The organism is Gordonia sp. L191 (assembly GCF_030077625.1).
GTDB lineage: Bacteria > Actinomycetota > Actinomycetes > Mycobacteriales > Mycobacteriaceae > Gordonia > Gordonia polyisoprenivorans_A.
The window spans coordinates 5,736,535-5,760,729 of the sequence record NZ_CP125996.1; the positions used below are offsets into that span (position 1 = coordinate 5,736,535).

Genomic DNA, 24,195 nt, shown 5'->3' on the forward strand with positions numbered 1-24,195 from the left:
CAAGGCCGACCCACCAGGGCCTATTCCCGACTCTCGGTCAATCCACCGGGACGCCCAGGCCGGCGCGCGCCTCGGCGATCTCCCGGGTGATCCGCGCCGCGTCCCATCCGAGCTCGGCGCCGGCGATCTGTGCCATCGCGGTGAGGTCGTCGTCGGCGGGCCGACCCACGGTCCCGATACCGGTGCGTCGCAGCAGCAGATCGAGCAAGGTGCGTGGCGATTCGTGTCGCGCGGAGTGGGCCACGGCCGCCAGGGGGATGCCGTCGCGTGTCATCGGGCGCGCCAGCTCCGGGCATTCGATCGCCCGCGCCAGCACGTCGTCGGCGTCGGTGCCGTAGATCTGCTCGACGATCGCGACCGTCCGTGCATCGAGCCCGCCGGCCCGACTGCTGTGCTCGCCGGTGGGTAGACAGCCCGCGAGAAGTGTTGACGCGCTGGAACTCCGGCGTACCGACAGTCCCTCGCGCTCGGACAGGGCGGTGACCGCCTTCTGCGCGAACGCCCGCGAATTGGTGTACTTGCCGCCCGTCGCGGTGACGATGCCGGCGAGTCCGTCCTTGCGGTGGTCGACGAGTTCCGAAGCGCGACTGGCGTTGTAGGTGTCCTCGCCGTTCTGCTCGGTCAGTGGTCGCAGGCCGCCGTAGGCCGCGACGACGTCGTCGAGATCGAGCCGGACCGGGACCATTGATGCGGAGTTGATCGCGTCGAGGAAGGTCTCGATCGATGCGCGGGTCAGCCGCCAGTCCTCGACCGCGCCCCGGTACGGGGTCTCGGTCGGTCCGATCAGTGAGAGCCCACGCCACGGCGCGAAACTGAAATGTCCGTGCCCGGAAACGGTGAGCACCATCGTCGTCGACAGTTCGCGGGTGACGAGATAGATGCCTTCGGATCGGACCGTCGGCGGTGGTCCGGCGATGTTTTCGGTGAGCGGGCTGCCCGCCAACACGTCACGTGCCCATGGTCCGGTGGCGTTGACGGTGACGCGTGCGCGCACCTCACCGGCCGCGCCGGTGAGCCGATCGCAGATGTGTGCCCCGACCACCCGTCCGCCGCCACCGATGATCGTCTGTACCGCAACACCATTGGCGACGAGTGCGCCGTGCTCGGCGGCACTGCGCAGAAACGCCAGGGTGAGGCGTTCGGGGAAGGCCATCATCGCGTCGTGGAACAGTGCGCCGGAATGCAGGTCGGTCAGGCCGCGTGCCGCGAGTTCGTCGTGATCGAGAATGCGATGGTGCGGAATGTGTTTGGTGGGATCGCCGATCCGGTTGCGGTCGGCCGAGAGGAGGTCGTAGGCGGTCAGTCCGACGCGTTCGACGATGCCGGGATCGGGCAGCACCATCGGGATCGGTGAGACCAGGTTCGGGGCGATCGACATCAGGGTCCGTCGCTCCGCCAGGGACTCGCGCACCAGCCGGACATCGAACTGCTTGAGGTATCGCAGCCCGCCGTGGATCAGTTTGCCCGTCGCCGCCGAGGTCGCACCGCCGAAGTCGGACCGTTCGACGAGTGCGACGTCGAGTCCGCGGCTCGCCGCCTCGTAGGCGATCGCCGCACCGGTGATGCCGCCGCCGATGACCAGGACGTCGACCGTCGTCGTGGAAGCACCGAAGTCGTTGCGCCGCAACCGGGGTGCGGTGCTCATCGGTCGGCTCCGGAAGGGGCGGAGCCGCCGAGATCGGCCCGGATGCGGGCGAGTAGATCGGCGCGTTCGCTCTCGACGTTGAGCCAACTCAGGCGCAGGACGCGTGCGGTGGTCATCCACGGCGCGATTCGCTCGGGCCCGATCCCGGTGCGGCGTCGGTACTCGGCGAGGTAGAACCGCAGCATCACCCGTCGAACCGATTGGTAGACAACGCGTTGCAGCGTCGAGATACCGGGGAACAATTCGGCTTCGGTGAACAGCAACGATGTCGCGGCGACGTCGGCGGCCGGGTCGCCGACCGCCGCCGACTGCCAGTCGATGGTGGCCAGTCCGCCGTCGTGTTCGAACACGTTGAGCGGATGGAAGTCCAGGTGCAGCACCGAATCACCGCTCGGCAGTGCGCGGATTCGACGGCGCAGCGCGTCGCGTTCGGCGTCGTCGAGGTCGGACAACGGGGCGGTGTCGAGCAGTGACACGGCCACCTCCCGCACGTCGGGGAAGGCGTCGCTGCGGACGGCGTGGATGCGCGCGTGCTCGGCGGCGAGCATCCGGGCCACCGCCGGGATGCGGTAGGGCCGCCGCTCGGCAACGGTGGTGAGGGCGACGCCGTCGAGGCGATCGAAGACGATGCCGACCCGGCCGTCGTCGAGCACGGTGGTGCCGTGACAGCGAATCGGGGTGATGCCCAACGTGTTCGCCTCGACCGAATCGCGGACCTCGGTGGCGATCGCGGCGTCGTTGAGGACGCCGGTGAAGACCTTGACGACCCGATCGGGGCCCCACTCGAAGATGTCGGCGGTGCGGCCGGTGGCCAGTTGACGTCCGGGCGTCGCGGTCATCCGACCTCCCTCGTGCCGCCGTATCCGATGCGCAGCGCGTGCTCGATGACGCCGTGCTGCTGGGTTTCGTTCAGGGTACGGGGCGCTCCGATGGCGTGTGCGCGCCAATAGATCTCACACAACCATTCGAGGAGCAGGGCGTTGTCGGCGGCGGCGGCGAGGTCGTTGCCGAGGGCCACCGCACCATGATTGGCCATCAGTGCCGCGAGGCGTTCGCTCAACGCCGAGTGCACCGCGGTGGCGAGTTCGGGGGTGCCGAAGGTCTCGAAGGGGGCGACGCGCAGCGATCCGCCGAGGGAGAGCTGTTGATAGTGGATCACTGGCAGTTCGGTGCACACGACGGACAGTGCCGTCGCGAACCGGGAATGGGTGTGCACCACCCCGGACAGGCCCGCGAACTGCGGCTGCCGGTACACCCCGAGATGGAGGTCCACCTCGGAGCTCGGGGAGAGATGGCCGTCGAGCACCACGCCGTCGAGGTCGACGACGGTGACCTCGTCGGCGTCTGCGGAGGTGAGATCGATCCCAGAGGCGGTGATGGCAACCACCCCGTCGACCCGGGCACTGACGTTGCCCGCGGTACCGATGAAGAGCCCGCGTTCGCCGAGGTGGCGGGACATTGCGGCGACGCGTTCGCGCAGAACGGTGGTGTCGATTCTCACGCACAACAGCGTGAGTCGGCGGAAAACCAAAGTCAAGTTTGGTTATGTGTTGCTCGACGTTCGGCGGATATGGTGGGCCGGTGTATTCCGCTCCAGATGAGCCGGCTCCGGCCGCTCCGCCGACAGACGATCTCTCGTCGGTACCTCTGAAGCGCACGCCCACCCAGTCGCGATCACGCGAGAAGGTCAGCAAGGCCCTCGCCGCCGCCGACCGGATCGCGGTGCGCGAGGGTGTCGACGCGCTGACCCTGACCCGGGTGGCCGAGGAGGCGGGGCTCTCGGTCGGCGCCCTGCATCAGTACCTGCCCGATCGTGACGCGATCGCCGCCGCCCTCGTCGCCCGCTACCACGAGCGCATCGAGAACCTGATGGACGACGTCATCGATCGCATCGAGGTCGAGGAGATCGCCGACCCGGTCGCCGAGGTGATCGGTCACATCGCGGGGATCTACACCGACGAGCGCAGTGTGCAGATCGTGCGGTCCATCGCGCGCCTGCCCGGCGGACCCGGCCGTGCGCACAAGGCGCGGATGGCGGTCAAGGTCTGCGAGCTGATGCAGGCGTGCGGACTGACCGGATGCGATATGACGGTGGCGCGCACCGTGTTCGCCGCGGCCGACGCGGTGATGCACGAGGCGTTCAGCGCCGTGGACGAGGACGGTTCGAGCACTCCGGATACGGCGCTGCTGGCCGAGTTGGAGGAGATGATCCGGGCGTACCTGGATCAGCGCTGACCCGGAGGGTCTTGATCAGCGCTGACCCGGAGGGTCTTGATCACCGCTGACCTGCGCGATGCTCCCCGGAGGAGTCGCCGACAACCTCGAGCGCCGACAATCCGACGAGCAGCGCGCGCAGACCGAGTAGGAGGCCCTCGACGTCGGTGCTGCCGGGATCGGCGATGCGATGCAGCGAGAACCCGTCGATCATCGCGAGCATGGCGTCGGCGGCCAGCGGGTTCTCGACACCTGCGGCGCGCAGTGCGCGGCGGGCAACCTCGCGGGTGGCCTCGATGATCGTGACGACCCGCTCGCGCAGCTCCGGCTTGCGCGAGGCGTAGAGGTAGATCTCGAACTGGGCGACGGTGTGCGGGTCGTGTTCGCTGCGGATGAAGTCGACGAAGCTGCCGATCAGCCGGCCCGCGGATGCGGGGCCGTCGCCGACCGCGCCCTCCAGTTCGCCGAGCCGGGCGACCTCGCGGTCCATCGCCTCGGTCACCGCTTCGGCCATGAGCTCGTCGATCGACTCGAAGAAGTAGCTGGTCGACGATGGGGGTAGTCCGGCCGCCGCGGCCACCGCCCGGTGGGTGACGGCGGCGAGCCCCTGCTCGGCCATGATCTCGATGGTCGCGTCGAGTAACTTCTGTCGTCGCTGACGGCTGCGCCCGCGGACGCCCCGCTCGGTGCTCTGGTGGCTGGTCATCACACCGCGCTCGGCGCGGGGCGCCAGCGTGTCGTGTCGATGCGCCGCGCCAGCGGGATGACCGCGATGAGGCCGGCCGCGGGGATCAGGAATCCGAGTCCGATCCCGGAGCCCGATGCGATGGCGCCGATGACCACCGCGCCCAGGATGACGCCCGCGTAGTTGAAGAGGTTCACCCGTGCGATGACCTCGTCGCGGCGTGCGGGCAGGATGCGTCCGGCGGCGGCGAAGGTCACGGGGATCAGGATGCCGCCGCCGATGCCGGCGATGGCCAGGCCCACGATCGCCCCGGCGAAGGCCGGGACGGCGGCGATCACCGCACAGCCGGCGATGCCGATGCCGATCGCGGCCAGGGCCAGACGTGTGATGCCCACCCGGATCTCCAGGCGGTCGGTCACCAGCCGAGAGAGCAGGGTGGTGACCTGATAGAGCGCATACCCCAGTGGGGCGAGGTGGGCGAGGTTGTCGAAGGCGTTGGTGAGGTAGACGGTGCTCCACGTCGACACCGCGGAGTCGAGCATGTAGATCGCCATCAGCGTGGCTCCGACGAGCCAGATCGCGCGGCGCGGCAACGGGATTCGTTCCGCGTCGGGCGCAGGTGACGGCTCGGCGTCGGGTTGGGCGTGGACCGCTTCCCGGGACGGATCGAGGCCGACGACGCCGAACACCGCGACCGCGAGTTGGGTCGCGCCGGCGGTCAGCAGCGCTCCGATCGCGCCGGCCGCGGTGGACAGGAAGGCGCTCATGGCCAGCGCACCGAGGGCGGCCGCCGCGGTGTAGGCGGCATAGAAGCGTCCGAGATGCGGTGTGGCGGTGCGGGCTTCGAGCATGGTGCCCTGCATGTTCGCGGCGGCATCCATGGTGCCCAGGCCGATGCCGTAGACCACCACGGCCGCGATGAAAGCGGCAAACACGGGCGCGAACGCCATCGTCGCGATCGCCGCCACCTGCACCGTCAGGGCGGTGCAGACTGCGACCCGGCTGCCCCGGCGTACCGAGATCAGGTCGGCGGCCACCGAGCCGATACCGGCCATGACGCACGTGCCGAGCAGGATCACCGCGACGCCCTGGTCGTTGATTCCCCAGGTGTCCTGGAAGGTCGGCAACGCCGTCATGACCGCGGCGTAACCGAGTCCCTGTGCGGCGTATCCGCAGGCCACCGCGGTCTTGCGGACCCGCAGTGAGGGCAGTCCCTCGACCGTGTCCGGTCCTGTCGGCGTGATCTGCATGCCTGGTCCCCCTGTCGGTGTGCGGGTCAATTATCACCGAGATTCCAGGGGAGGAACGCCGAATGTGGGCGAAGAACGACGCGAGAGCCGCACGCCGCTCAGGTGAGCCCGGACTGCTCCGCCGCAGCCACCGCAGCCTCGCCCGCGGAGGTGTCCTTCAGGGCGACGCCCGACGCGCCGAGTTGGCGGGCGCCGGCGACGAGCGCCGCGACGATCCGGGCGGCGTCGTCGTACCCGAGACCGTCGGGTGGGTGGATGTTGGAGATGCAATTGCGTTCGGAGTCACGCCGACCCGGCTCGGGGGCATAGGTGAGGTAGATACCGAGGCTGTCGGCGACCGACAGGCCCGGCCGTTCGCCGATGATGACGATCAGCATCTCCACACCGAGTGCCTCGCCGATGTGGTCGCCGAGGGCCACCCGGGCCTGGGAGGCGAGAACCGGTGGTGCGACGGTGAATTGCGGTGTCAGAGCAGATGTCAGGGCGTCGACGAGGGCGACGGCGTGGGTGTCGACGGCGGTCGCCGACAGTCCGTCGGCGATGACGATGCCGATGTCGGCACCCGAAGACTGGATCGACGACAGATCCGCGGGCATCCGGCCGAGGTCGGGCCGCCGCAGATATTCGGCGCGGGAGGAGGCCTGGCTGGTCACCGCGAGCGGTTCGCCGAAACCCAACTCCCGCAAGCCCTTGCCGACGGTGTCGATGTCCATCGGGGTGTGGACGGCGTCGCGGGCGGCGGCGTGATCGGCCTGGAAGGTCAGGACGTCGTGCGTCGAGAGGGTGTATCCGCTGCGCCGCAAACCGATTCGCGCCTGCGTGGTGCGGCGCATCAGATCCCACGGGTCGTGGGCGGGGGTGTTGTCGGTGGCACTCATGAGGCGGCCAGTTCGCGCAGCGGTGAGGTGTGCGGATCGAGTGGGGTGACCCGTCCGCCGTCGTCGGCCATGCCGATGGTCTGCATCCACGCCTCGAATTCCGGTGCGGCGCGCAGCCCCATGACCTCGCGCAGGTAGAGCACGTCGTGAAAGGACAGGCTCTGATAGCCGAGCATGATGTCGTCGGCGCCGGGCACGGTGATGACGAACGGGCAGCCCGCCAGGCCGAGCAGGCTCAACAGGGTGTCCATGTCGTTCTGATCGGCCTCGGCATGGTTGGTGTAGCAGACGTCCACACCCATCGGCAGGCCGAGGAGCTTGCCGCAGAAGTGATCCTCGAGGCCGGCGCGGATGATCTGCTTGCCGTCGAACAGGTATTCCGGCCCGATGAATCCGACGACGGTGTTGACCAGGAGCGGGTCCAGCGCCCGGGCGACCGCATACGAGCGGGTCTCCAGGGTCTGCTGGTCGACCGGCCGACCCCCGGTGCCCAGGTGAGCGCCCGCCGAAAGTGCCGATCCCTGACCGGTTTCCAGGTACATGACGTTGTCGCCGACGGTGCCGCGCCCCAACGATCGTCCGGCCTCGTTGGCTTCGCGCAGCACGGCGAGGTCGACGCCGAATCCGCGGTTGGCGCCCTCGGTTCCAGCGATGGACTGGAAGACCAGGTCGACCGGTGCGCCCTCCTCGATGAGCCCGATGGTGGTGGTCACGTGCGAGAGCACACACGACTGCATCGGGATGTCGAAGCGGGTGCGGATCTCGTCGAGCAATCTCAGCAGGGTGGCGGTGGCGTGCGGTGAGTCGGTCGCCGGGTTGATCCCCACCACCGCGTCGCCGCAACCGAGCAGCAGTCCGTCGAGCAGCCCGGCTGCGATGCCGCGCGGATCGTCGGTCGGATGGTTGGGCTGCAACCGCGTGGCCAGCCGGCCCGGCAATCCGATGGTCGTGCGGAACGCCGAGATCACCTCGATCCGACGGGCAACGGCGATCAGATCCTGGTTGCGCATCAGTTTGCTCACTGCCGCAACCATTTCCGGGGTCAGCCCGGGCGAGACGGCACGCAGCCGACGCGGGCCCTCCGGATCGCCGACCTGCTCGAGCAACCAGTCCCGCAGCCCGCCGACGGTCAGGTGCGACACCGGCGCGAAGGCCTCGCGGTCGTGGGTGTCGATGATCAGCCGGGTGACCTCGTCGGACTCGTACGGCACCACCGTCTGTTCGAGGAACACCGTCAGCGGGAGGTCGGCGAGCACCCAGGCGGCGGCCGCCCGCTCGGCGTCGGACTCCGCGGCGCACCCGGCCAGCTCGTCGCCCGAGCGTGCGGGCGTGGCCTTGGCCAGCACCTCGACGAGGTCGTCGAAGGTGTAGGTCTGTCCGCGCAGTGTCTGACGGTAGGTCACGAGAGTCCTTCTTCGGCGTCGGCGATGGCCTGGAACTCTTCGTCGGCGGTGGCGAAGACGAGCCGCTTGCGGCTGTAGAAGCCAAAATAGCCCATGATCACCGCGAACACGATCAGACAGCCAGTGGCGGCAGTGATGTCGACGAGGAAGGTCGCGATGACCGCGAGGACGGCGACGACGAGGGCGAACGAGGTGGTGACGATGCCACCGGGCGTCCGGTAGGGGCGCGCCAATTGCGGTTCGCGGACGCGCAGGACGATGTGGCTGATCATCATCAGCACGTAGCTGAGCGCAGCCCCGAAGACCGCCATGTTCAGCAGCATCGCGCCCTCACCGGTCAGTGACAGGCCGAATCCGATGACGCCGGGCACGATCAACGCCAGCGTCGGCGCCTTGCGGGAGTTGGTGACCGACAACGACTTCGGCAGATACCCGGCGCGCGACAGCGCGAACAGCTGCCGGGAGTAGGCGTAGATGATGGAGAAGAAGCTCGCGATCAGGCCGGCGAGGCCGATGTAGTTGACGACGGTGTGCGCCGCGCCGCTACCCAGCGCCTCGACCAGCGGGTTACCCGAATCCTGCATGGCCTCGGCGCCACCGGCCCCCGACACCAGGAACAGCACCAGCGCGCAGGTGAACATCAGTGCGCACATCGCCGCGATGATGCCGCGCGGCACGTTGCGGGCCGGGTCCTTGGCCTCCTCGGCGGCCAGCGGGACACCCTCGACCGCGAGGAAGAACCAGATCGCGAACGGGATCGCCGACCAGATGCCCAGATATCCGTGCGGGAGGAACGAACTCGCGCCTGCGGCGTCGGTGGGCGCGATGTCGGTCAGGTTGGCCCACGAGAAGTCGCCGAGCGCCGCGATCGCGAAGATCAGCAGCCCGAGCAGGGCGATCGCGGTGATCACGAACATCACCTTGAGTGCTTCGCCGACGCCGGCGAGGTGAATGCCGATGAACAGTGCGTACGCGGCGAGGTAGACCCACCAGCCGTCGGTGATGCCGAACAGATGCAGGGATTCGACGTAGGACCCGATGAACGTCGCGATGGCAGCCGGGGCGATCGCGTACTCGATGAGCACGGCGGTACCGGTGGCCATCCCGCCCCACGGCCCGAGCGCACGACGGGCGAAGGTGTATCCGCCGCCGGCCGCGGGCAGCGCCGAACTCATCTCGGCCATGCCCAGCACCATGGCCAGATACATCGCGGCGATGATGACCGCAGCGATCGCGAGACCTCCGAAACCGCCCTGGGCGAGGCCGAAGTTCCAGCCGGAGTAGTCACCGCTGATGACGTAGCTGACGCCGAGTCCGGCGAGCAGCACCCACCCGGCGGTGCCCGTCGCGAGTCGGCGTTTGTCCAGGTAGTCGGTGGTGGCAGCGGTGGCGTCGGCGACGCGGCCGCGGTCGGTGGTGCTCATGGGCGCCTCTTTCGGTGGGAGGCGAGATCGGCGTCGGTCTCGCCAAGAAGGGAACGAGAATCGACGCTACGAGGTGTGTGTCACATCACAATGGCGCTCATGTAAGGCATGTCGAGAATCGTGGGCAGCGACATTCTCACGCTGGTTAACACGGATGAAACATGAAAACGATGCGCGGAAACGCGCTCTCGGTCACCGTGGAGGGCGCCATGTCCTCGTCGATCTCTCGCCGTCGCGCCACCGGATCGCCACTCGTCGCCGACGAGTCGCCCGTCCGGGGGCTCACGCGTCGTCAACTCCCCTTCATACCCGTCTTCGCGCAATCGGTGGCGGCCATCGCCCCGGCCGGCACGTCGGCGGTGACGCCACTGTTCGTGATCGCGGCGATCAGTGGTTCCGGCGGTGTGCTTGCCTTCGCCACGGCCGCCGTCGTCATCATGCTCGTCGCCGCATGCATCCGACCGATGGCCCAGCGACTGGCGGTGGTCGGCGGGCTGTATTCCTATGTGGCCCAAGGGTTCGGGCCTCGTGTGGCGTTGCCGACGGCGTGGTCGGCGATCCTCGGCTACGGCTCGGTGAGCATGGCCGGACTACTCGCCGTCGGGCTGTATCTGAGCCACATCGCGGTGAGCCTCGGCGTGGCCGCCGCGCCGTCGGTGATCGCGATGTGCGTCATCGTCGTCGTGTCCGCGGCGGTGATGACGGTACTGATGGTGCGCGGGGTCAAGGTCTCGGCGACGGCGATTCTCGGCATCGAGGTCGTCGCCGTCGTCATCATGGTCGGGCTGATGCTGTGGTTGGGGATCACCCACCGCGGTGCCGGGTACTCGGCGGCCTTCACCTCGCACATCGACCCCGGCTCGATGGGTCTCAACATCGTCGTTGCGGTCAGCGCCTTCGTCGGATTCGAATCGGCGACCACCCTGTCCGCCGAAGCCCGACGGCCCTTCCGCAGCGTTCCCCGCACCCTGATGTGGACGCCGCCCGCGGCCGCGGTGATCTATCTGCTCGCGGTCACCTCGCAGTCGGTGGCGATGGCCGGCGCCCCCGAGCGCATCCGCGAGAGCCCCACGCCGCTGGCTGCCCTGTTCTTGTCCGAAGGCACCCGCGTCGCGTCGGTGATCCTCGACCTCGGCATCGCCACCTCCTTCTTCGCCTGCGCGCTGGCCTCGGTGAATGCGCTGGTCCGGGTGCTGTTCACGCTCGGCCGCGAGCAGGTCGTGCCCGCCGGTTTCGGCCGGGCCCACCGACGGTTCCACACCCCGGCGTTCGCGACGGTGTGCGCGATGGGCGTCGTCGTCGCCGGGCCGCTGATCTTCCTGTGGTGCGGCGGCAACCCGCAGACCGGTATCCGCGACTTCTTGACGCTGAGTGCGCTGGGCTACATGGGCAGCTACCTCACCGCGTGTCTCGCGGCGCCGGCGATGTTGCGTCGGATCGGCGAGGCGAGCCGCGCGATCACCGTGCTGGGTGCGGTGACGGCGACGATCCTCGTGGTGCTCCTCGTCACCGGATTCACCACCGACGTCGGCAGCGGGCGGGCGCTGTGCGCGATCTACGTGACCTCGATGATCGTTGTCGTCGCCGCGGTGGCCGTGATCGCGCGATACGCGCCGACCCGATTCGGCCGCGTCGGTGTCTTCGACGCCACGAGTCGCGACGACATCCTCACGGTCACACTGCGATGACCCGGGAGACTGCGATGACGCGGGACCCTGCGATGACGCGGCGGCAGGTGTTCTCGTGGCGATAGGCCGACCCGACCGCGCCGACTCGGTGGCGCGGGCACTGCAGATCATCGAGGCGGTCGCCGACCTGGGGCTGGGCACCACCGGCAGCGAGATCGCCCGCAATCTCGGGTTCCCGCAGGCCAGTACCTACCGGCTGCTCAACGGGCTGGTCGCCGACGAGTACCTGGTGCGGACCGCCGACCTGCGCGGCTTCGCGCTGGGTACCCGGCTCTCGACGATGCTGTCGGGGGTGCTGCCACCACCGGTGCCCGCACGGGCGCGGGAGCTGATCGACGAGTTCCGGTCGTCGGTGCGCTTCGCGGTGCACCTGGTCTACTTCCGGCCCACCACGCTGCGGGTCCTCGACCCCGACCCCGACCATCCGCTGACCGGTATCGGTGAACTCATGCGCTATCCGCACGCGTCGGCGCCCGGCAAGATCCTGCTTGCGTCGCTGTCGCAATGGCGGGAGGTGGTCGGCACCTCACCGGCACCTCTCACCCCGGCAACGATCATCGACCTCACCCGCCTCGGCGATGAGATCGCACAGATTCGCCGGACCGATGTCGCGATCGACGACGGTGAGCTCGTCTGCGATCACGCCCACGTCGCCGTGCCGATCCTCGACGTCGACGGCGATGTCCGTGGCGCGGTGATGATCGGCGGCGTCTCCACCCGGCTCGACGCGATCCGTTCGCTGGTCGACGCGGCGAAGGGACTCTCCTCGGCGCTCGGTCCGCTGCTGTTCTGACCCCGACATGGACAGCGGGAACCGGTGAGCGGTTACCCTCGAAGCAGTGGTGCTCGAGAAGCCTGGCACCCTCGCGCTCGCCTTTGCGATGCGAGCCGGCGCCACAGCCCGGCGTCGGCGATGGACACAACCAATCCGGCTCAACGCCGTTGGAGGCGATATGTCCGAGAACAACGATTTCTACACCACCCGCGACTCCGGAGCCCCCGCGGGCAGCGACGAACATTCGCTGACCGTCGGCGTCGGCGGGCCGATCGTGCTGCACGATCACTATCTGATCGAGCAGATGGCCCAGTTCAACCGGGAACGCATCCCGGAGCGACAGCCACACGCCAAGGGCAGCGGTGCCTTCGGCACCTTCGAGACCACCGAGGACGTCTCGGCATACACGTGCGCCGGGTTGTTCCAACCAGGGGTGAAAACCGAGATGGTGGCCCGGTTCTCCACCGTGGCGGGGGAGCGTGGTAGCCCCGACACCTGGCGTGACCCAAGGGGTTTCGCGCTCAAGTTCTATACCGACGAGGGCATCTACGACATGGTCGGCAACAACACGCCGGTCTTCTTCGTCAAGGATCCGATGAAGTTCCAGCATTTCATCCGCTCGCAGAAACGCCGCGCCGACAACAACCTTCGAGACCACGACATGCAGTGGGACTTCTGGACCCTCTCGCCCGAGTCGGCCCATCAGGTCACCTGGCTGATGGGTGACCGGGGCATCCCGAAGACGTGGCGGCACATGAACGGTTACAGCTCGCACACCTATCTGTGGGTCAACGCGCAGGGTGTGAAGTCCTGGGTCAAGTACCACTTCATCAGTGATCAGGGCATCGAGTTCTTCACCCAACACGAGGGCGATCAGATGGCCGCGGCGGACACCGATTTCCACACCCGGGATCTGTTCGAGTCCATCGCCGGCGGCGACCATCCGAGCTGGACGCTGAAGGTTCAGATCATGCCCTACGACGACGCCGTGTCGTACCGGTTCAATCCGTTCGACCTGACCAAGGTGTGGCCGCACGGCGACTATCCGTTGCAGGAGGTGGGCCGGATGACGTTGCACACCAACCCCACCGACAATCACGCTCAGATCGAGCAGGTCGCCTTCGAGCCGAACAACGTGGTGCCGGGCATCGGGTTCAGTCCCGACCGGATGCTGCTGGGCCGGGTGTTCTCCTACGCCGACGCGCACCGGCACCGTCTGGGCGCCAACTACAAGCAGATCCCGGTCAACGCCCCGCGCAACGAGGTGCACACCTACTCCAAAGACGGTGCGATGCGGATCAATCCGGTGACCGACCCGGTGTATGCGCCGAACTCCAAGGGTGGTCCAGCAGCGACGTTCGCCGGGCAGGCCGAGCCGCAGTGGGCCGCCGACGGCGACATCATTCGCAGCGCCTACGTCGATCATCCCGAGGACGACGACTGGGGTCAGGCGGGCACGATGGTGCGCGAGGTCCTCGACGATGCCGCCCGGGATCGTTTGGTGGACAACATTGTCGGGCATCTGCTCAACGGTGTCAGCGAGCCCGTGCTGGCCCGGGCCTTCGAGTACTGGAGCCGGGTCGACACTGATCTCGGCGCCAAGATCAAGAAGGGCGTCACCGAGAAGGCCGACGAGCCCGACCCGAAGAAGGACGAGCAAGGCAATCCGGCGCGCTCGTCGATGCAGCAGAAGGTCTAGCTCGGCAGCCGAATACAGATACCACGTGAGCGGGCTCCGACCCCCGATTTTCCGGGGTCGGAGCCCGCTCACGTGGAAGCCGTATTCGTGGTGGGAGGATTGGGGTATGGAATTCGACGACGTCATCCGCACGACCTTCGCCGCACGCGAGTTCACCGACGACCCGGTGTCCGACGAGGTGCTGTGGGACATCCTCGACACCGCACGCTTTGCGCCCAGCGGTGGTAACCGCCAGGGTGCGCATGTGATCGCGGTGCGCGACCCGGACACCAAGCAGGCGATCGCCGAATTGAGCAAGACCGGTGCCCGCCGCTACCTGGCCCAGCGTGCCGTGGGTGAAATGCCGTGGAACGTCGTGCATCCCAGTACGGTCACCGACGCCGACCTCGCCGCCACCGAAGGCGTCGACGAGTTCGTCGCACCGCTCGCCGCCGCGCCGGTGCTCCTGGTGGTGACGGTCAACCTGGAGGTCGTGGCGTCGATGGACAAGGATCTCGACCGCATCGGGGTGGTCCCCGGCGGCTCGATCTATCCGCTGGTGTGGAACATCCTCACCACCGCGCGCTCCCGCGGATGCGGCGGCACGATCACCACGATGGCCGTCACCGAGGAACCCGGCGTCCGCGAACTCCTGGCGATCCCCGACACCCACGCGGTGGCGGCGGTACTGCCGCTGGGCAAGCCGGTCAAGCAACTCACCCGGCTGCGGCGGGAACCCGTCGAGGACTTCGTGACGCGAGAACGCTTCGACGGCAACCCGTTCACGCCGATGTGATCGACCAGGCCGCGATGGCCGGCCTCGCGTGCGCAATGCGCGCAGCAGAAGACGTCGTTGCCGCACATGTCGCAGATGGCCATCGCCGTCTCCTCGTCTGATGGTGGCCTCCTGCACCCGGAGATCCCGCAGTGAGAGATACCCTCGGGCAGCGGCGTCACACCCAGCTCATGACTGCCGAAGCGTGGTCGGAGGCGGGTGCAGACATCTCCGGCACGCAACGGGGGTTTTGCCCGGCGAAGGGATGGGTAAGAACCAAGTCAGAAGCCAACCATCGTGAGGAGAGGATCAGTGACAGACAGCGGCGTGAGTGGCGGCGGCGGGCAGACGGTGATCGTCGACCTGTTGGAGGCCTCCGGAGAACCGGTGGAACTCGCCGTTGGCGCGGAGTCCGACCGGCTCTCGATCATCCGGTCGGTCGTCGAGCGCACCCTGTATCTCGCCGACTGGACCGTCGACGAGGTCACCGACGTCAAGATCGCGATCGACGAGATCTGCTCGCAGCTCATCGCGGCCGCCGTTGCCGGTGCGCGGGTGCAGCTGTCGCTGACCGTCGGCCCGACCGGTGCGGTGGCTCGCGCGGCGGGCGCGGTGATTCCCGGATTCGAGATCGACACAACAGGTTTCGGGTGGCGGGTGGTGACCACGCTCACCGACGCGCACACCATCGAACGCGTCGATCGTCCCGATCACCGAGATCTCGCCGTCACGATCGGCAAGACGCGGCAGCGGTGATCACCGCCCACCCGGCGGCCTCGACCGAATCGTAGACGTCGATACCCGCCTCTCCGGCGCATGCGCGGATCGGCCGTGCGATCGGGGTACCGCCGACCACGGCGACCGGAATGCCCTGGTGAGCGGCCTCGCCATGGAAACCGACCAGAACCCCCAGACCGGATGCGCTGAGGAATCGGACCTGCGTGAGGTCGAGGACGACACCCTCGGGTTGCTTGGCCAGCACCCTGTCGAGGGCCACCGCGAAATCGGCGGTGGTCTGCATGTCGATGGCGCCGGAGAGTTGCTGCACGCAGAACGAACGCCCGACGGCCATGGGTGTCGACGCGCAGTCTCGATGCGCCGCTGAGAGATTCGGTGCGTCCTGGTCCGGGGTGTGGGTGTCCGGGGCGCTCGCCGGATGGAAGGTGAGGTTGGTGTCGAGCTGTTTCATGGCGGCCTCCGTCGCATAGGTGACATCGGAGTCAGTGAAAGATCGGAGTCGGTGAAAGGATGCGACGAGACGAAAAATGGTTCAGTCCGCGCCGCTCGCAGCTGCTTGACTGAACCGCTGTGCTCAACCGTACGGACCGGCGGGTAGGTCTTCAAGGGGGTTTCGGGTCCGGAGCAACTGGGTACGGTGACAAGAGAGCCATATCTGCCGGTCAACCGCCCGAGAATGCTCCTCGGGCCATGGAGGATTTGTTTGTCGTCGTCTACGCAAGGACAGGATCGCCGTGATGACGAGTACGCCGACGTCATCCCGATGCTGGCGGAGATGCGGGCCGAATCCGACGCCGACCATCGTTCGGTTCTGCGGGATCGGGTGATCGAGCGCTGCCTGCCGCTGGCCGAGCATGTGGCCCGCCGTTTCGCCGACCGTGGGGAGGCCTTCGACGATCTCGTCCAGGTCGCCCGGATCGGGTTGGTGAACGCGGTGGATCGCTTCGACGTCGAGCGCGGAGCGAATTTCCTGTCGTTCGCCGTGCCGACCGTGATGGGTGAGGTCCGACGGCACTTCCGCGACGGCACCTGGAGTATGCGCGTGCCGCGTCGCAGCAAGGAGATCTCACTACGGATCGGCCGGGCCGCCGATGAATTGGTGCAGCGTCTCGGGCGTTCGCCGCGGCCCAGCGAACTCGCCGAATTCCTCGACCTGTCCGTCGACGAGGTCATCGACGGTCTGATGGCCCGGTTGGCCTACAACTCCATCTCCATCGACGCCGAGGCCGACGAGCAACGGCAGTCGATCGGCGACACCCTCGGCGACGACGACGAACACCTCGCTCAGGTGGAGGACTACGTCACGCTGGCCCCGGCGATGGCCCGACTCCCCGAACGTGAACGAAACATTCTGTCGCTGCGCTTCTTTCGTGGGATGTCGCAGAGTGAGATCGCCGCGGAGGTGGGCATCTCGCAGATGCACGTGTCGCGGCTGCTCTCCCGGACCTTACGCGCCCTGCGGGAGGAGCTGTCCGATCCCGAGGACGCTCCTTCCGCCGGGTGACCGCGATCGCCGTGTGCCCTCAGGGCTTGAGGGTGATCTTGACCGCGCCGTCCTGCTTGTTCTGGAAGATGTCGTAGGCGTGCGACGCCTCGTCGAGCGAGAGTTCGTGGGTGGCAAAGGAATCCACTCCGAGCGGGTCGTCGTCGCCGAGGAGCGGCAGGATGTCGGGGACCCAGCGTTTCACGTTCGCCTGACCCATCCGGAGCTGGATCTGCTTGTCGAACAACGTGAGCATCGGGATCGGGTCGGCCGTGCCCCCGTACACGCCGCTCAACGAGATGGTGCCACCGCGGCGGACGGCGTCGATCGCGGTGTAGAAGGCGGCCATCCGGTCCACACCGGCGTGCTGCATGAGTGGCTCGGCCACCGCGTCGGGGAGCAGACCGACCAGCCGCTGGGCCATCTGATTGACCGGCGAGCCATGGGCTTCCATGCCGACGGCGTCGATCACCGAGTCGCTGCCGCGTCCGTCGGTCCGTTCCCGGACCGCCTCGGCCACGTCGTCGACGGCGTCGAGGTCGATGGTGGTGATGCCGCGGGCTTCGGCACGGGCCAGGCGTTCGGGTACCCGGTCGACGGCGATCACCCGCGCACCCCGATGGGCGGCGATGCGGGCGGCCATGTCACCGATAGGTCCGAGGCCGAGCACCGTGACGGTGCCGTTGTCGGGGATGCCCGCGTACTCCACGCCCTGCCAGGCGGTTGGCAGCACGTCGGACAGGTAGACGTACCGGGAGTCCGGTGCGTCGTCGGGCACCTTGATGTGGGTGAACTGTGCTTGCGGCACACGGAGGTACTCGGCCTGCCCGCCGGGCACCGACCCGTAGAGCTTCGAGTAGCCGAACAGGGCCGCGCCCATCCCCTGATCGCGGACTTGTGTTGTCTCACATTGGGTGTAGAGCCGGTCATCGCACATGCGGCAGGTGCCGCACGAGATCTGGAACGGGATCACCACACGGTCGCCGACCCGCAGCTCGCCGGTGTCGGCGCCGACTTCCTCGACGACCCCCATCGCCTCGTGACCGAGGATGTCCCCGGGACGCATGAAGGCGCCGAGGACCTCGTACAGGTGCAGATCGGACCCACAGATGTTGGTGGAGGTGACCTTGATGATCGCGTCCGAGGGTTCTTCGATCTTCGGATCGGGTACCTCGTCCACCGACACCGTGCGCTTGCCCTGCCATGTCACCGCTCGCATGTGATCCTCCTGGTCGCTGATGGTCTCCCCTCAGCGTGCCCAGGTTGTCGGTGCGTCAAACATGGGGTGCGTCAAACATGTTCGGCCGGGCCGTGATTGGACGGTGGTGGCTCGCCCGGCACCGATCCGTCCGGCACCGACTCGTGGGCGGTGAGCAGCAGGTGGTCGAAGTTTTGCCGGACGGCGTCGGGTACCTCGATCGCCTGGCTGCCGGTGAGGATGCTGCGGCACAGGCTGCTGATCTTCATGTTCGTGGTCTGCGATCGCCACTTGAGTACCTCGAAGGCCTGCTCCGCGCTGACGCGGTAGGCGAACATGATCATGCCCTTCGTCTGCTCGATGACACCCTGGCTTTCGCGAAAACGGTTGATGTGGTGGTCGATCTGGTCCTTGACGACGTTCGTCTCCCACCCGTCCATGTCCAGGTAGACGCCCTTGGTGCCGATCGCGGTACCCGACGCGTCGAGGAGCGGATGCCCGATCACGACGACGTGATGGAGAACGCCGCGCGTGTCGATGATGCGGTGCCGGCTGGAGAACGGGCTGTGCTCGGAGAGCATCCGCCCCACCAGGCGCTCGAAGTCCTCGCGATCGTCGGGATGTTTGTGACCGACCATCAGTTCGGTCGTCGGCTCGACCTCGCCGGGAGCATAGCCGTGCAGGGCGGCGACCTCGTCGGACCATTCCCATCGCTGCGTGGCGAAGACGAAACGGAAACTCCCGACATTGTGGACGCGCGCCGACGCATCGAAGGCAGCGTCACGTCCGGCATCATCGAGCACTGAGAAACCTCCACAAGCGAGTTCAGTAGAAGTGCCAGCGGTCTCGGGCATGATCACCTTACTCACCCGCCCCACCGCCGTCATCTTCGTCTCGTCCGCCCATCCCCCGTGTCCAGGGGTTTTGCCGGAGGCGGCCGCCGATTCGGGACCTTGGTCCCGCCGGACGGCTGCGAGCGGGGGTGAATGGGAGTACGCAGGGAGGGATGATGCACTCCGAGGATTCCGGCGCAGCCATCCACGCGAAGATCGCCGAACTCGCGCGCGCCGTGCACGGGGTGTCCGAGGCCGAGTTCGGGCCGGACCGCGTCATCCGTCACGTCACCGAGTCGGCGGTGCAGATCCTGCCCGACGTCGACCATGCCGGGTTCACCATGGTCGTGCGTGATGCGGCGGGCACACCCACGCTCGAGTCGACGGCCGAGACCGATCTGATCGCCCGTCAATTCGACGTGCTGCAACACGAGTACGGTGACGGGCCGTGCTTCGCGGCCATCTGGAATGAGCGAATCGTCGGCATCGACGACGTCGAGACCGAGCCGCGGTGGCCCGAACTCATGCGGGCGGTGCGTGAACGCACCCCGATCCGGTCCAATATGTCGATCCAGCTGTATGTGTCCGACCGGGAACTCGGTGCGCTCAACCTGTTCTCCGGCACGCCGCACGCCTTCGGCGAGCAGACCCGCGATCTGGCCGAGACCCTCGCGACGCATGCGGCGATCGCGCTCAACACCGCGCACCGTGGCGAGCAGTTCCGCAGTGCTCTGGCCAGCCGAGACCTCATCGGGCAGGCGAAGGGCATGATCATGGAGCGCTTCCGCGTGGACGCGGTGCGGGCCTTCGAGATCATCAGGCGCCTCTCCCAGGAGTCCAACACCCCGGTCGCGGAGGTGGCGGCGCGGATCGTCGCGGCCGAGGAGTTCGACGATCGGGAACGCAGTTCGTGAGCGCCGGGTAGCGTCGGACGCCATGGATGCGCAGCGCGTGGCCGACACGCTGGAGATACAGCAACTGTTGACCGGGTACGCCAGGGCCGTGGACACCCGCGACTGGCCGCGGTACCGCTCGCTGTTCACCGCCGATGCGACGATCGATTACCGCTCATCGCCATTCGGGATCGTCGGGACCGTCGACGAGGTGGTCGAGTGGCTGGAAGCGGGGCTCTCGGCGCTGCCGATGACCATGCATTACGTGATGAACATCGACGCGACCATCGACGGCGATACCGCCACCGTCACCGCGCAGTTCTACAACCCGATGCAGATACCGGGCTTCGACGAGTTGAGCACGTGCGGCGGCTACTACCACCACACGATGGTCCGCACCGCCGACGGCTGGCGCAGCAGCGGTATGCGCGAGGAGATTCTCTGGTTCGTCAATTCGCCTGTGCCGCAGCAATGATCACGGTGTGCGCCGGCTTCCGCGGGCGCGTTCAGTCGACCGCACCGGCCAACGCGTCGGCGGCGCGAACAAAGGCCAGGTGCGACAAGGCCTGAGGGACGTTGCCCACCTGTCGCCGGTCGCCCGGATCGTATTCCTCGGAGAACAACCCGAGGTCACTGGCGGAGTCACAGGCCCGCGTCATGAGTGTCTCGGCGTCGTCGATGCGTCCGCTGCGGGCGTACTGTTCGACGAGCCAGAATGTGCACGCCAGGAACGGGTGTTCGGTGCCGGAGACGCCGTCGACGCCCGATTCGGAGCGGTAGCGGGCGACCAGTCCGTCGGGCATCAGGTCGCGTTCGATGCGTTCGACGCAGGCGAGCATCCGCGGGTCGTCCGGCGCGCAGAATCCGATCTGCGGCAGTTGTAGGAGTGCGGCATCGACCTCACTGGTTCCGGCATATTGCACGAAGTACCCGCCGTCGGGATCGACCATGCGGCTGTCGATCTCGGCGCGCAGATCGTCGCGGTGCCGCTTCCACTTGTCCAGCGGGCCGGTCAGGCCGAAGTCCTCGATCGCCTTCACACCGCGGTCGAAGGCCGCCCACTCCTGGGCCCGCGAGTGGGTGAAGAACTTCGGTTCGCCACGCATCTCCCAGATGCCCTGGTCGGGCTGGTCGAGGTAGGCCTCGACGCGCTTGAGCAGGTGCCGTTGCAGGGGCCAGGAGAAATCCGTCTCGGGGAGTCCGGCCGTCCGCGCGGTGTGCAGTGCGACCATCACCTCGCCGATGGTGTCGGCCTGGAACTGGTCGACGGCGGCGTTGCCGACCCGGACCGGGGTCGAGTTCTCGTAACCGGGCAGCGGCAACTCGCGTTCGGGCAGATCACGTTCTCCGGCAATGCCGTAGAGGATCTGTACCCGTTTCGGGTCACCGGCGATCGCACGCATCAACCAGGTGCGCCAGTGGTCGGCCACATGCAGGAAGCCGTGGCAGATCAGGACGTCCAGCGTCAGTGCCGCGTCCCGTAGCCACACATACCGGTAGTCCCAGTTGCGTTCCCCGCCAGGCATTTCCGGTAGTGAGGTGGTGGCGGCGGCGACGATGCCACCGGTGTCGAGGTTCGACAGTGCGCGCAGGGTGACCAGGGACCGGACCACCCGATCGCGATGCGGCCCTTGATGTTCGATGTGGCTCGCCCACTCGGTCCACCACTGTCGTGTCGTCTCGAGGGCGGTGTCGACGTCGAGTGGCTCCGGTTGCGGCCGGTAGGAGTGATACCAGGTGAGGACGAGGTCGCGGTGCTCGCCGGCGTCGACGGAGAAGCCTGCGCGGTGGACGTGATCGGTGGCGCGCAGGGTGACACCACGGAGTATCACGGCATCCGGTCCCGCGATCGCCAGGAGGGCGGGTTCGTCCTCGCCGACCTGGCGTACCCAGGGGACCGACCGGGCGTAGTCGAAGCGCATGCGCAGAGACGTCGTGAACTCGACGGTGCCGGTGATCCCGACGACGCGGCGCACCAGGTCGACGCGCCCGCCGTCGACGGGCATGAAGTCGTGGACCTCGGCGACACCGGTCTCGGTTTCCCACCGGGTGACCAGGATGAGCGTGTTGCCGTCGTAGTGGCGGCCGACCGGGGTCGCGTCGCCTGCCGGTTTCAGCGACCAGCTGCCGTGTTCGTGGGAGCCGAGCAGCGACGCGAAGATCGACGGGGAGTCGAATCGTGGGACGCACAGCCAGTTCACGCGTCCGGTGCGGGAGATCAATGCCCCCGTCCGGCAGTCGCCGACGAATCCGAGGTCCTCGATGCGGGTGGTCATCAGACGATTCTGCACGGACTCGCGCCGCTCCGGGTGTGAGTAGGCTTCGGACGAGGCCTGTTGCGTCCACCGGTCCGGTGTTCACCGGACATGATCACCAGGAGAAGCCATGACGGATACCACCCTGATCATCTTCGGAGCCACCGGTGATCTGACCAAGCGGCTGCTGCTGCCCGCCCTGGGGCAGCTGCTCGACCGCGAGCCGGATCGCCGGGTACATCTCATCGGGGTCGGCCGATCGGAGCGCGACGCCGACACCTGGCGCGGCGAGGTACGTGAGGCGTTCGGTGACGATGCCGGCGCCACTGCGCGGGCTCTTGCCGAGGAGACCGTGTATCGGCAGGGTGACCTGACCAGCTCCGACGATCTGTCGCGGCTCCTCGGCGAGGCCAAGGGACGTCCGGTGCTGTACTTCGCGGTGCCGCCGGCGGTCACCGAGAAATCGTGTGAAGCGTTGCGGGATGTGGACATTCCGGACGGAACGATCCTCGCTCCGGAGAAGCCGTTCGGCACCGACGAGGCCAGCGCGCACGCGCTGAACCAATTGCTCACCCAACTCGTCCCCGAGGAGCAGGTCTTCCGCGTCGACCACTTCCTCGGGCAGTCGGTGCTGCTCGATCTGCTGAGCGTGCGCTTCGCGAACCGGATGTTCGAGCCGGTCTGGTCGGCCGACCACATCGAATCCGTCGTCATCCGCTACGACGAGGATCTCGGGTTGGAGGGGCGCGCCGATTTCTACGAGGGCACCGGCGCATTGCGGGACATGGTGCAGAGCCACCTGTTGCAACTGCTCGCGGTGGTGGCGATGGATTCGCCGGCGACACTCGGTGAACGTGACCTGCGTGATGCGACGGGCGCGGCGCTGCGTGCGGTGCAGATCTGGGACGACGACGCGGTCGCCCATTCCCGTCGGGCGCGCTACACCGCGGGAGAGGTCGACGGCAAGCAGTTGCCGTCCTATGTCGACGAGAAGGGTGTCGACCCCGCGCGGAACACCGAGACGCTGGCCGAGGCGACGTTCGGCGTGCGCACCGCACGCTGGGATGGGGTGCCGTTCACGTTGCGCTCCGGCAAGGCCCTGGCTCCTCCGGTCAAGGAGATCGCGCTGACGTTCCGGCCGGTGCGCCATCTACCCGAGCAGTTCGGCGCCGAGGTGGCACCGAATGTGTTGCGGCTCAAGCTCGGTCCGGATGTGATGAACCTGCAGCTGAACATCCACGACGGCACCAACCCGTTCGCCGTCAAGACCATCGACTTCGACGCCGATCTCGGTCACGGGTCGGTCCGGGCCTACGCCGAGGTGCTCTCGGGCATCCTCGACGGCGACGCCACCCTCGCGGTCCGCGGGGATGCGGCCGAACAATGCTGGCGCATCGTGCAACCGGTGATCGACGCGTGGGAGGCGAACAAGGTGCCGCTGGAGGACTATCCGGCGGGCAGTTCGGGCCCGCAGTCCTGGCCCAGGCTCTGACGGCGTCGGGATGAAATCGACCGCCCGACTGCAGATCGCCGATGTGACAGTACAATTCGGTGTCGCCGCTGAGGTTGCCTACGACTATCTCAGCGATCCCGGCCGCCGCGCCGAATGGCAGGCCAGCCTGCTCCGGGTGGCCGACGAGGCCGATGTGGGCGAACCGGGTGAGGCCGGCTCGAGTTGGATCGACGTCACCGCGGTCCCCTTCGTCCGGCCGACGATGGAGGTCGTGGAGAGCCGCCGCGCGCAGCGGTGGCGCGAGATCGGGCGGTGGGGGCCGGTCGATGCCGTACTGAGTCTCGACTTCGAGGCGCAGGGCGACCATTCGACGCTCGTGCGTGCCCGTGCGCATCTGACCGTTCCGATTGTCGCCGCACCCGGGCTGCTCGGTATCCGCGTCCTCGCTCCCGCCGCGCTCGCCGCCGATCTCCGCACTGCGGCAGGGATTCTCGAAAACAAGCAGACAACCGATCCGCACCAGGAGGCATCATGAGCGACCGACCACGACTCACCCCGGACGCCACCCATCCGATCACCGTCGAACCGACGCCCGGCCGGGTGCGGGTGTGGCTGGGCGAACAACTTATCGCCGACACCACGCACGCGATGACGCTGCGCGAGGCCACTTATCCTCCGGTGCAGTATATTCCGCGCGACGACGTCGTCGCCGACGTGCTCACCGCGAGTGCGCACAGCACGTACTGCCCGTACAAGGGTGACGCCGGCTATCACGGTCTGCGCGGAACCGACGGCTCCGAGGCGCCGGACAAGGCGTGGTTCTACGCCGAGCCCTATCGGGCGGTGGCCGAGATCGCCGATCATCTGGCCTTCTATCCCGATGCGGTGCGCGTCGAGATCGACTGACCGGCGGAACCGTGTTGCGCA

24 protein-coding genes are annotated in these 24,195 nt (G+C 67.7%); 12 read left to right on the forward strand and 12 right to left on the reverse strand.

Annotated features, from left to right (window positions below):
- Nucleotides 1–37 precede the first annotated feature (37 nt).
- Genes QNM97_RS25880 through QNM97_RS25890 form a run of 3 tightly spaced genes read right to left on the reverse strand, consistent with a single transcriptional unit; the run spans nucleotide 38 to nucleotide 3,146 of the window.
- On the reverse strand, nucleotides 38–1,645 hold the full coding sequence (locus QNM97_RS25880) for a glycerol-3-phosphate dehydrogenase/oxidase (RefSeq protein WP_283820932.1): 1,608 nt from the start codon (nucleotides 1,643–1,645) through the stop codon (nucleotides 38–40).
- Nucleotides 1,642–2,484: a phosphotransferase family protein gene (locus QNM97_RS25885; RefSeq protein ID WP_283820933.1), complete on the reverse strand. Its 843-nt coding sequence runs from the start codon at nucleotides 2,482–2,484 to the stop codon at nucleotides 1,642–1,644. Before QNM97_RS25885 ends, QNM97_RS25880 begins: the two co-directional genes overlap by 4 nt.
- Nucleotides 2,481–3,146 (reverse strand): class II aldolase/adducin family protein, encoded by a 666-nt coding sequence (locus QNM97_RS25890; RefSeq protein WP_283820934.1) that lies wholly within the window; start codon nucleotides 3,144–3,146, stop codon nucleotides 2,481–2,483. The genes QNM97_RS25885 and QNM97_RS25890 overlap by 4 nt, the downstream gene beginning before the upstream one ends.
- 80 nt (nucleotides 3,147–3,226) lie before the next feature.
- Here QNM97_RS25890 and QNM97_RS25895 point away from each other — a divergent pair, with 80 nt between their 5' ends.
- The gene (locus QNM97_RS25895; protein WP_283820935.1) at nucleotides 3,227–3,880 is read left to right on the forward strand and encodes a TetR family transcriptional regulator; all 654 of its coding nucleotides are present in this window, start codon (nucleotides 3,227–3,229) and stop codon (nucleotides 3,878–3,880) included.
- Nucleotides 3,881–3,920: 40 nt separating this feature from the next.
- Here the strand turns inward: QNM97_RS25895 and QNM97_RS25900 are convergent, their stop codons facing one another.
- The 5 genes from QNM97_RS25900 to eat form a co-directional block, all read right to left on the reverse strand.
- Nucleotides 3,921–4,565: a TetR/AcrR family transcriptional regulator gene (locus QNM97_RS25900; RefSeq protein ID WP_283820936.1), complete on the reverse strand. Its 645-nt coding sequence runs from the start codon at nucleotides 4,563–4,565 to the stop codon at nucleotides 3,921–3,923.
- Complete coding sequence (locus QNM97_RS25905; protein ID WP_283820937.1) at nucleotides 4,565–5,794, reverse strand: MFS transporter; 1,230 nt, start codon at nucleotides 5,792–5,794, stop codon at nucleotides 4,565–4,567. The genes QNM97_RS25900 and QNM97_RS25905 overlap by 1 nt, the downstream gene beginning before the upstream one ends.
- 98 nt (nucleotides 5,795–5,892) lie before the next feature.
- Nucleotides 5,893–6,672, reverse strand: a complete 780-nt coding sequence (gene eutC / locus QNM97_RS25910) for an ethanolamine ammonia-lyase subunit EutC (protein ID WP_283820938.1) — start codon at nucleotides 6,670–6,672, stop codon at nucleotides 5,893–5,895.
- Complete coding sequence (locus QNM97_RS25915; protein WP_283820939.1) at nucleotides 6,669–8,075, reverse strand: ethanolamine ammonia-lyase subunit EutB; 1,407 nt, start codon at nucleotides 8,073–8,075, stop codon at nucleotides 6,669–6,671. Before QNM97_RS25915 ends, eutC begins: the two co-directional genes overlap by 4 nt.
- A complete protein-coding gene (eat, locus tag QNM97_RS25920) occupies nucleotides 8,072–9,499 on the reverse strand; it encodes an ethanolamine permease (protein ID WP_283820940.1) in 1,428 nt (475 codons plus the stop codon). Before eat ends, QNM97_RS25915 begins: the two co-directional genes overlap by 4 nt.
- A gap of 161 nt (nucleotides 9,500–9,660) precedes the next feature.
- Here eat and QNM97_RS25925 point away from each other — a divergent pair, with 161 nt between their 5' ends.
- From QNM97_RS25925 to QNM97_RS25945, 5 genes are all read left to right on the forward strand, one after another.
- Complete coding sequence (locus QNM97_RS25925; RefSeq protein ID WP_283820941.1) at nucleotides 9,661–11,187, forward strand: APC family permease; 1,527 nt, start codon at nucleotides 9,661–9,663, stop codon at nucleotides 11,185–11,187.
- Between the two features lie 55 nt (nucleotides 11,188–11,242).
- On the forward strand, nucleotides 11,243–11,980 hold the full coding sequence (locus QNM97_RS25930; RefSeq protein ID WP_283820942.1) for an IclR family transcriptional regulator: 738 nt from the start codon (nucleotides 11,243–11,245) through the stop codon (nucleotides 11,978–11,980).
- A 160-nt stretch (nucleotides 11,981–12,140) separates the two neighbouring features.
- The gene (locus tag QNM97_RS25935; RefSeq protein WP_283820943.1) at nucleotides 12,141–13,661 is read left to right on the forward strand and encodes a catalase; all 1,521 of its coding nucleotides are present in this window, start codon (nucleotides 12,141–12,143) and stop codon (nucleotides 13,659–13,661) included.
- A gap of 106 nt (nucleotides 13,662–13,767) precedes the next feature.
- Nucleotides 13,768–14,436, forward strand: a complete 669-nt coding sequence (locus QNM97_RS25940) for a nitroreductase family protein (protein ID WP_283820944.1) — start codon at nucleotides 13,768–13,770, stop codon at nucleotides 14,434–14,436.
- A gap of 291 nt (nucleotides 14,437–14,727) precedes the next feature.
- Nucleotides 14,728–15,171 carry an anti-sigma factor gene (locus QNM97_RS25945; RefSeq protein ID WP_283820945.1) on the forward strand — a complete coding sequence of 148 codons (444 nt, stop codon included), beginning with the start codon at nucleotides 14,728–14,730 and terminating at the stop codon, nucleotides 15,169–15,171.
- Here QNM97_RS25945 and QNM97_RS25950 read toward each other — a convergent pair.
- Nucleotides 15,143–15,604, reverse strand: coding sequence for an STAS domain-containing protein (locus QNM97_RS25950; RefSeq protein WP_283820946.1), 462 nt, complete (start codon nucleotides 15,602–15,604; stop codon nucleotides 15,143–15,145). The genes QNM97_RS25945 and QNM97_RS25950 overlap by 29 nt on opposite strands.
- Nucleotides 15,605–15,916: 312 nt before the next feature.
- Between QNM97_RS25950 and QNM97_RS25955 the strand changes: the two genes are divergently transcribed.
- Nucleotides 15,917–16,657, forward strand: coding sequence for a SigB/SigF/SigG family RNA polymerase sigma factor (locus QNM97_RS25955; RefSeq protein WP_349632367.1), 741 nt, complete (start codon nucleotides 15,917–15,919; stop codon nucleotides 16,655–16,657).
- A 19-nt stretch (nucleotides 16,658–16,676) separates the two neighbouring features.
- Here QNM97_RS25955 and QNM97_RS25960 read toward each other — a convergent pair whose 3' ends face one another.
- Complete coding sequence (locus QNM97_RS25960; protein ID WP_283820948.1) at nucleotides 16,677–17,855, reverse strand: zinc-dependent alcohol dehydrogenase; 1,179 nt, start codon at nucleotides 17,853–17,855, stop codon at nucleotides 16,677–16,679.
- Between the two features lie 71 nt (nucleotides 17,856–17,926).
- A complete protein-coding gene (locus QNM97_RS25965; protein ID WP_283823332.1) occupies nucleotides 17,927–18,637 on the reverse strand; it encodes a PAS and ANTAR domain-containing protein in 711 nt (236 codons plus the stop codon).
- Between the two features lie 206 nt (nucleotides 18,638–18,843).
- On the opposite strand from QNM97_RS25965, the gene QNM97_RS25970 reads away from it, so the two are divergent.
- Together QNM97_RS25970 and QNM97_RS25975 are read left to right on the forward strand one after the other, a co-directional pair.
- Nucleotides 18,844–19,581, forward strand: a complete 738-nt coding sequence (locus tag QNM97_RS25970) for a GAF and ANTAR domain-containing protein (protein WP_283820949.1) — start codon at nucleotides 18,844–18,846, stop codon at nucleotides 19,579–19,581.
- Nucleotides 19,582–19,603: 22 nt separating this feature from the next.
- Nucleotides 19,604–20,035: a nuclear transport factor 2 family protein gene (locus QNM97_RS25975; protein WP_283820950.1), complete on the forward strand. Its 432-nt coding sequence runs from the start codon at nucleotides 19,604–19,606 to the stop codon at nucleotides 20,033–20,035.
- Nucleotides 20,036–20,066: 31 nt separating this feature from the next.
- Here the strand turns inward: QNM97_RS25975 and QNM97_RS25980 are convergent, their stop codons facing one another.
- A complete protein-coding gene (locus tag QNM97_RS25980; protein WP_283820951.1) occupies nucleotides 20,067–21,836 on the reverse strand; it encodes a glycoside hydrolase family 15 protein in 1,770 nt (589 codons plus the stop codon).
- A gap of 109 nt (nucleotides 21,837–21,945) precedes the next feature.
- On the opposite strand from QNM97_RS25980, the gene QNM97_RS25985 reads away from it, so the two are divergent.
- The 3 genes from QNM97_RS25985 to QNM97_RS25995 are packed head-to-tail and all read left to right on the forward strand — an operon-like array spanning nucleotide 21,946 to nucleotide 24,174.
- Nucleotides 21,946–23,307 carry a glucose-6-phosphate dehydrogenase gene (locus tag QNM97_RS25985; protein ID WP_283820952.1) on the forward strand — a complete coding sequence of 454 codons (1,362 nt, stop codon included), beginning with the start codon at nucleotides 21,946–21,948 and terminating at the stop codon, nucleotides 23,305–23,307.
- Between the two features lie 10 nt (nucleotides 23,308–23,317).
- On the forward strand, nucleotides 23,318–23,803 hold the full coding sequence (locus tag QNM97_RS25990) for an SRPBCC family protein (RefSeq protein WP_283820953.1): 486 nt from the start codon (nucleotides 23,318–23,320) through the stop codon (nucleotides 23,801–23,803).
- Entirely contained in the window at nucleotides 23,800–24,174 is a 375-nt protein-coding gene (locus QNM97_RS25995) for a DUF427 domain-containing protein (RefSeq protein WP_283820954.1), read from the forward strand. Before QNM97_RS25990 ends, QNM97_RS25995 begins: the two co-directional genes overlap by 4 nt.
- The last annotated feature ends 21 nt before the right edge of the window (nucleotides 24,175–24,195 follow it).

Coding starts and splice junctions, on each gene's coding strand:
- QNM97_RS25955 (WP_349632367.1), top strand. CDS start 15,917: ATGCTGGCGGAGATGCGGGCCGAATCCGACGCCGACCATCGTTCGGTT.
- QNM97_RS25995 (WP_283820954.1), top strand. CDS start 23,800: ATGAGCGACCGACCACGACTCACCCCGGACGCCACCCATCCGATCACC.
- QNM97_RS25980 (WP_283820951.1), bottom strand. CDS start 21,836: ATGACCACCCGCATCGAGGACCTCGGATTCGTCGGCGACTGCCGGACG.
- QNM97_RS25975 (WP_283820950.1), top strand. CDS start 19,604: ATGGATGCGCAGCGCGTGGCCGACACGCTGGAGATACAGCAACTGTTG.
- QNM97_RS25990 (WP_283820953.1), top strand. CDS start 23,318: ATGAAATCGACCGCCCGACTGCAGATCGCCGATGTGACAGTACAATTC.
- QNM97_RS25985 (WP_283820952.1), top strand. CDS start 21,946: ATGACGGATACCACCCTGATCATCTTCGGAGCCACCGGTGATCTGACC.
- eutC (WP_283820938.1), bottom strand. CDS start 6,672: ATGAGTGCCACCGACAACACCCCCGCCCACGACCCGTGGGATCTGATG.
- QNM97_RS25940 (WP_283820944.1), top strand. CDS start 13,768: ATGGAATTCGACGACGTCATCCGCACGACCTTCGCCGCACGCGAGTTC.
- QNM97_RS25950 (WP_283820946.1), bottom strand. CDS start 15,604: ATGAAACAGCTCGACACCAACCTCACCTTCCATCCGGCGAGCGCCCCG.
- eat (WP_283820940.1), bottom strand. CDS start 9,499: ATGAGCACCACCGACCGCGGCCGCGTCGCCGACGCCACCGCTGCCACC.
- QNM97_RS25900 (WP_283820936.1), bottom strand. CDS start 4,565: ATGACCAGCCACCAGAGCACCGAGCGGGGCGTCCGCGGGCGCAGCCGT.
- QNM97_RS25885 (WP_283820933.1), bottom strand. CDS start 2,484: ATGACCGCGACGCCCGGACGTCAACTGGCCACCGGCCGCACCGCCGAC.
- QNM97_RS25935 (WP_283820943.1), top strand. CDS start 12,141: ATGTCCGAGAACAACGATTTCTACACCACCCGCGACTCCGGAGCCCCC.
- QNM97_RS25905 (WP_283820937.1), bottom strand. CDS start 5,794: ATGCAGATCACGCCGACAGGACCGGACACGGTCGAGGGACTGCCCTCA.
- QNM97_RS25970 (WP_283820949.1), top strand. CDS start 18,844: ATGCACTCCGAGGATTCCGGCGCAGCCATCCACGCGAAGATCGCCGAA.
- QNM97_RS25960 (WP_283820948.1), bottom strand. CDS start 17,855: ATGCGAGCGGTGACATGGCAGGGCAAGCGCACGGTGTCGGTGGACGAG.
- QNM97_RS25925 (WP_283820941.1), top strand. CDS start 9,661: ATGAAAACGATGCGCGGAAACGCGCTCTCGGTCACCGTGGAGGGCGCC.
- QNM97_RS25880 (WP_283820932.1), bottom strand. CDS start 1,645: ATGAGCACCGCACCCCGGTTGCGGCGCAACGACTTCGGTGCTTCCACG.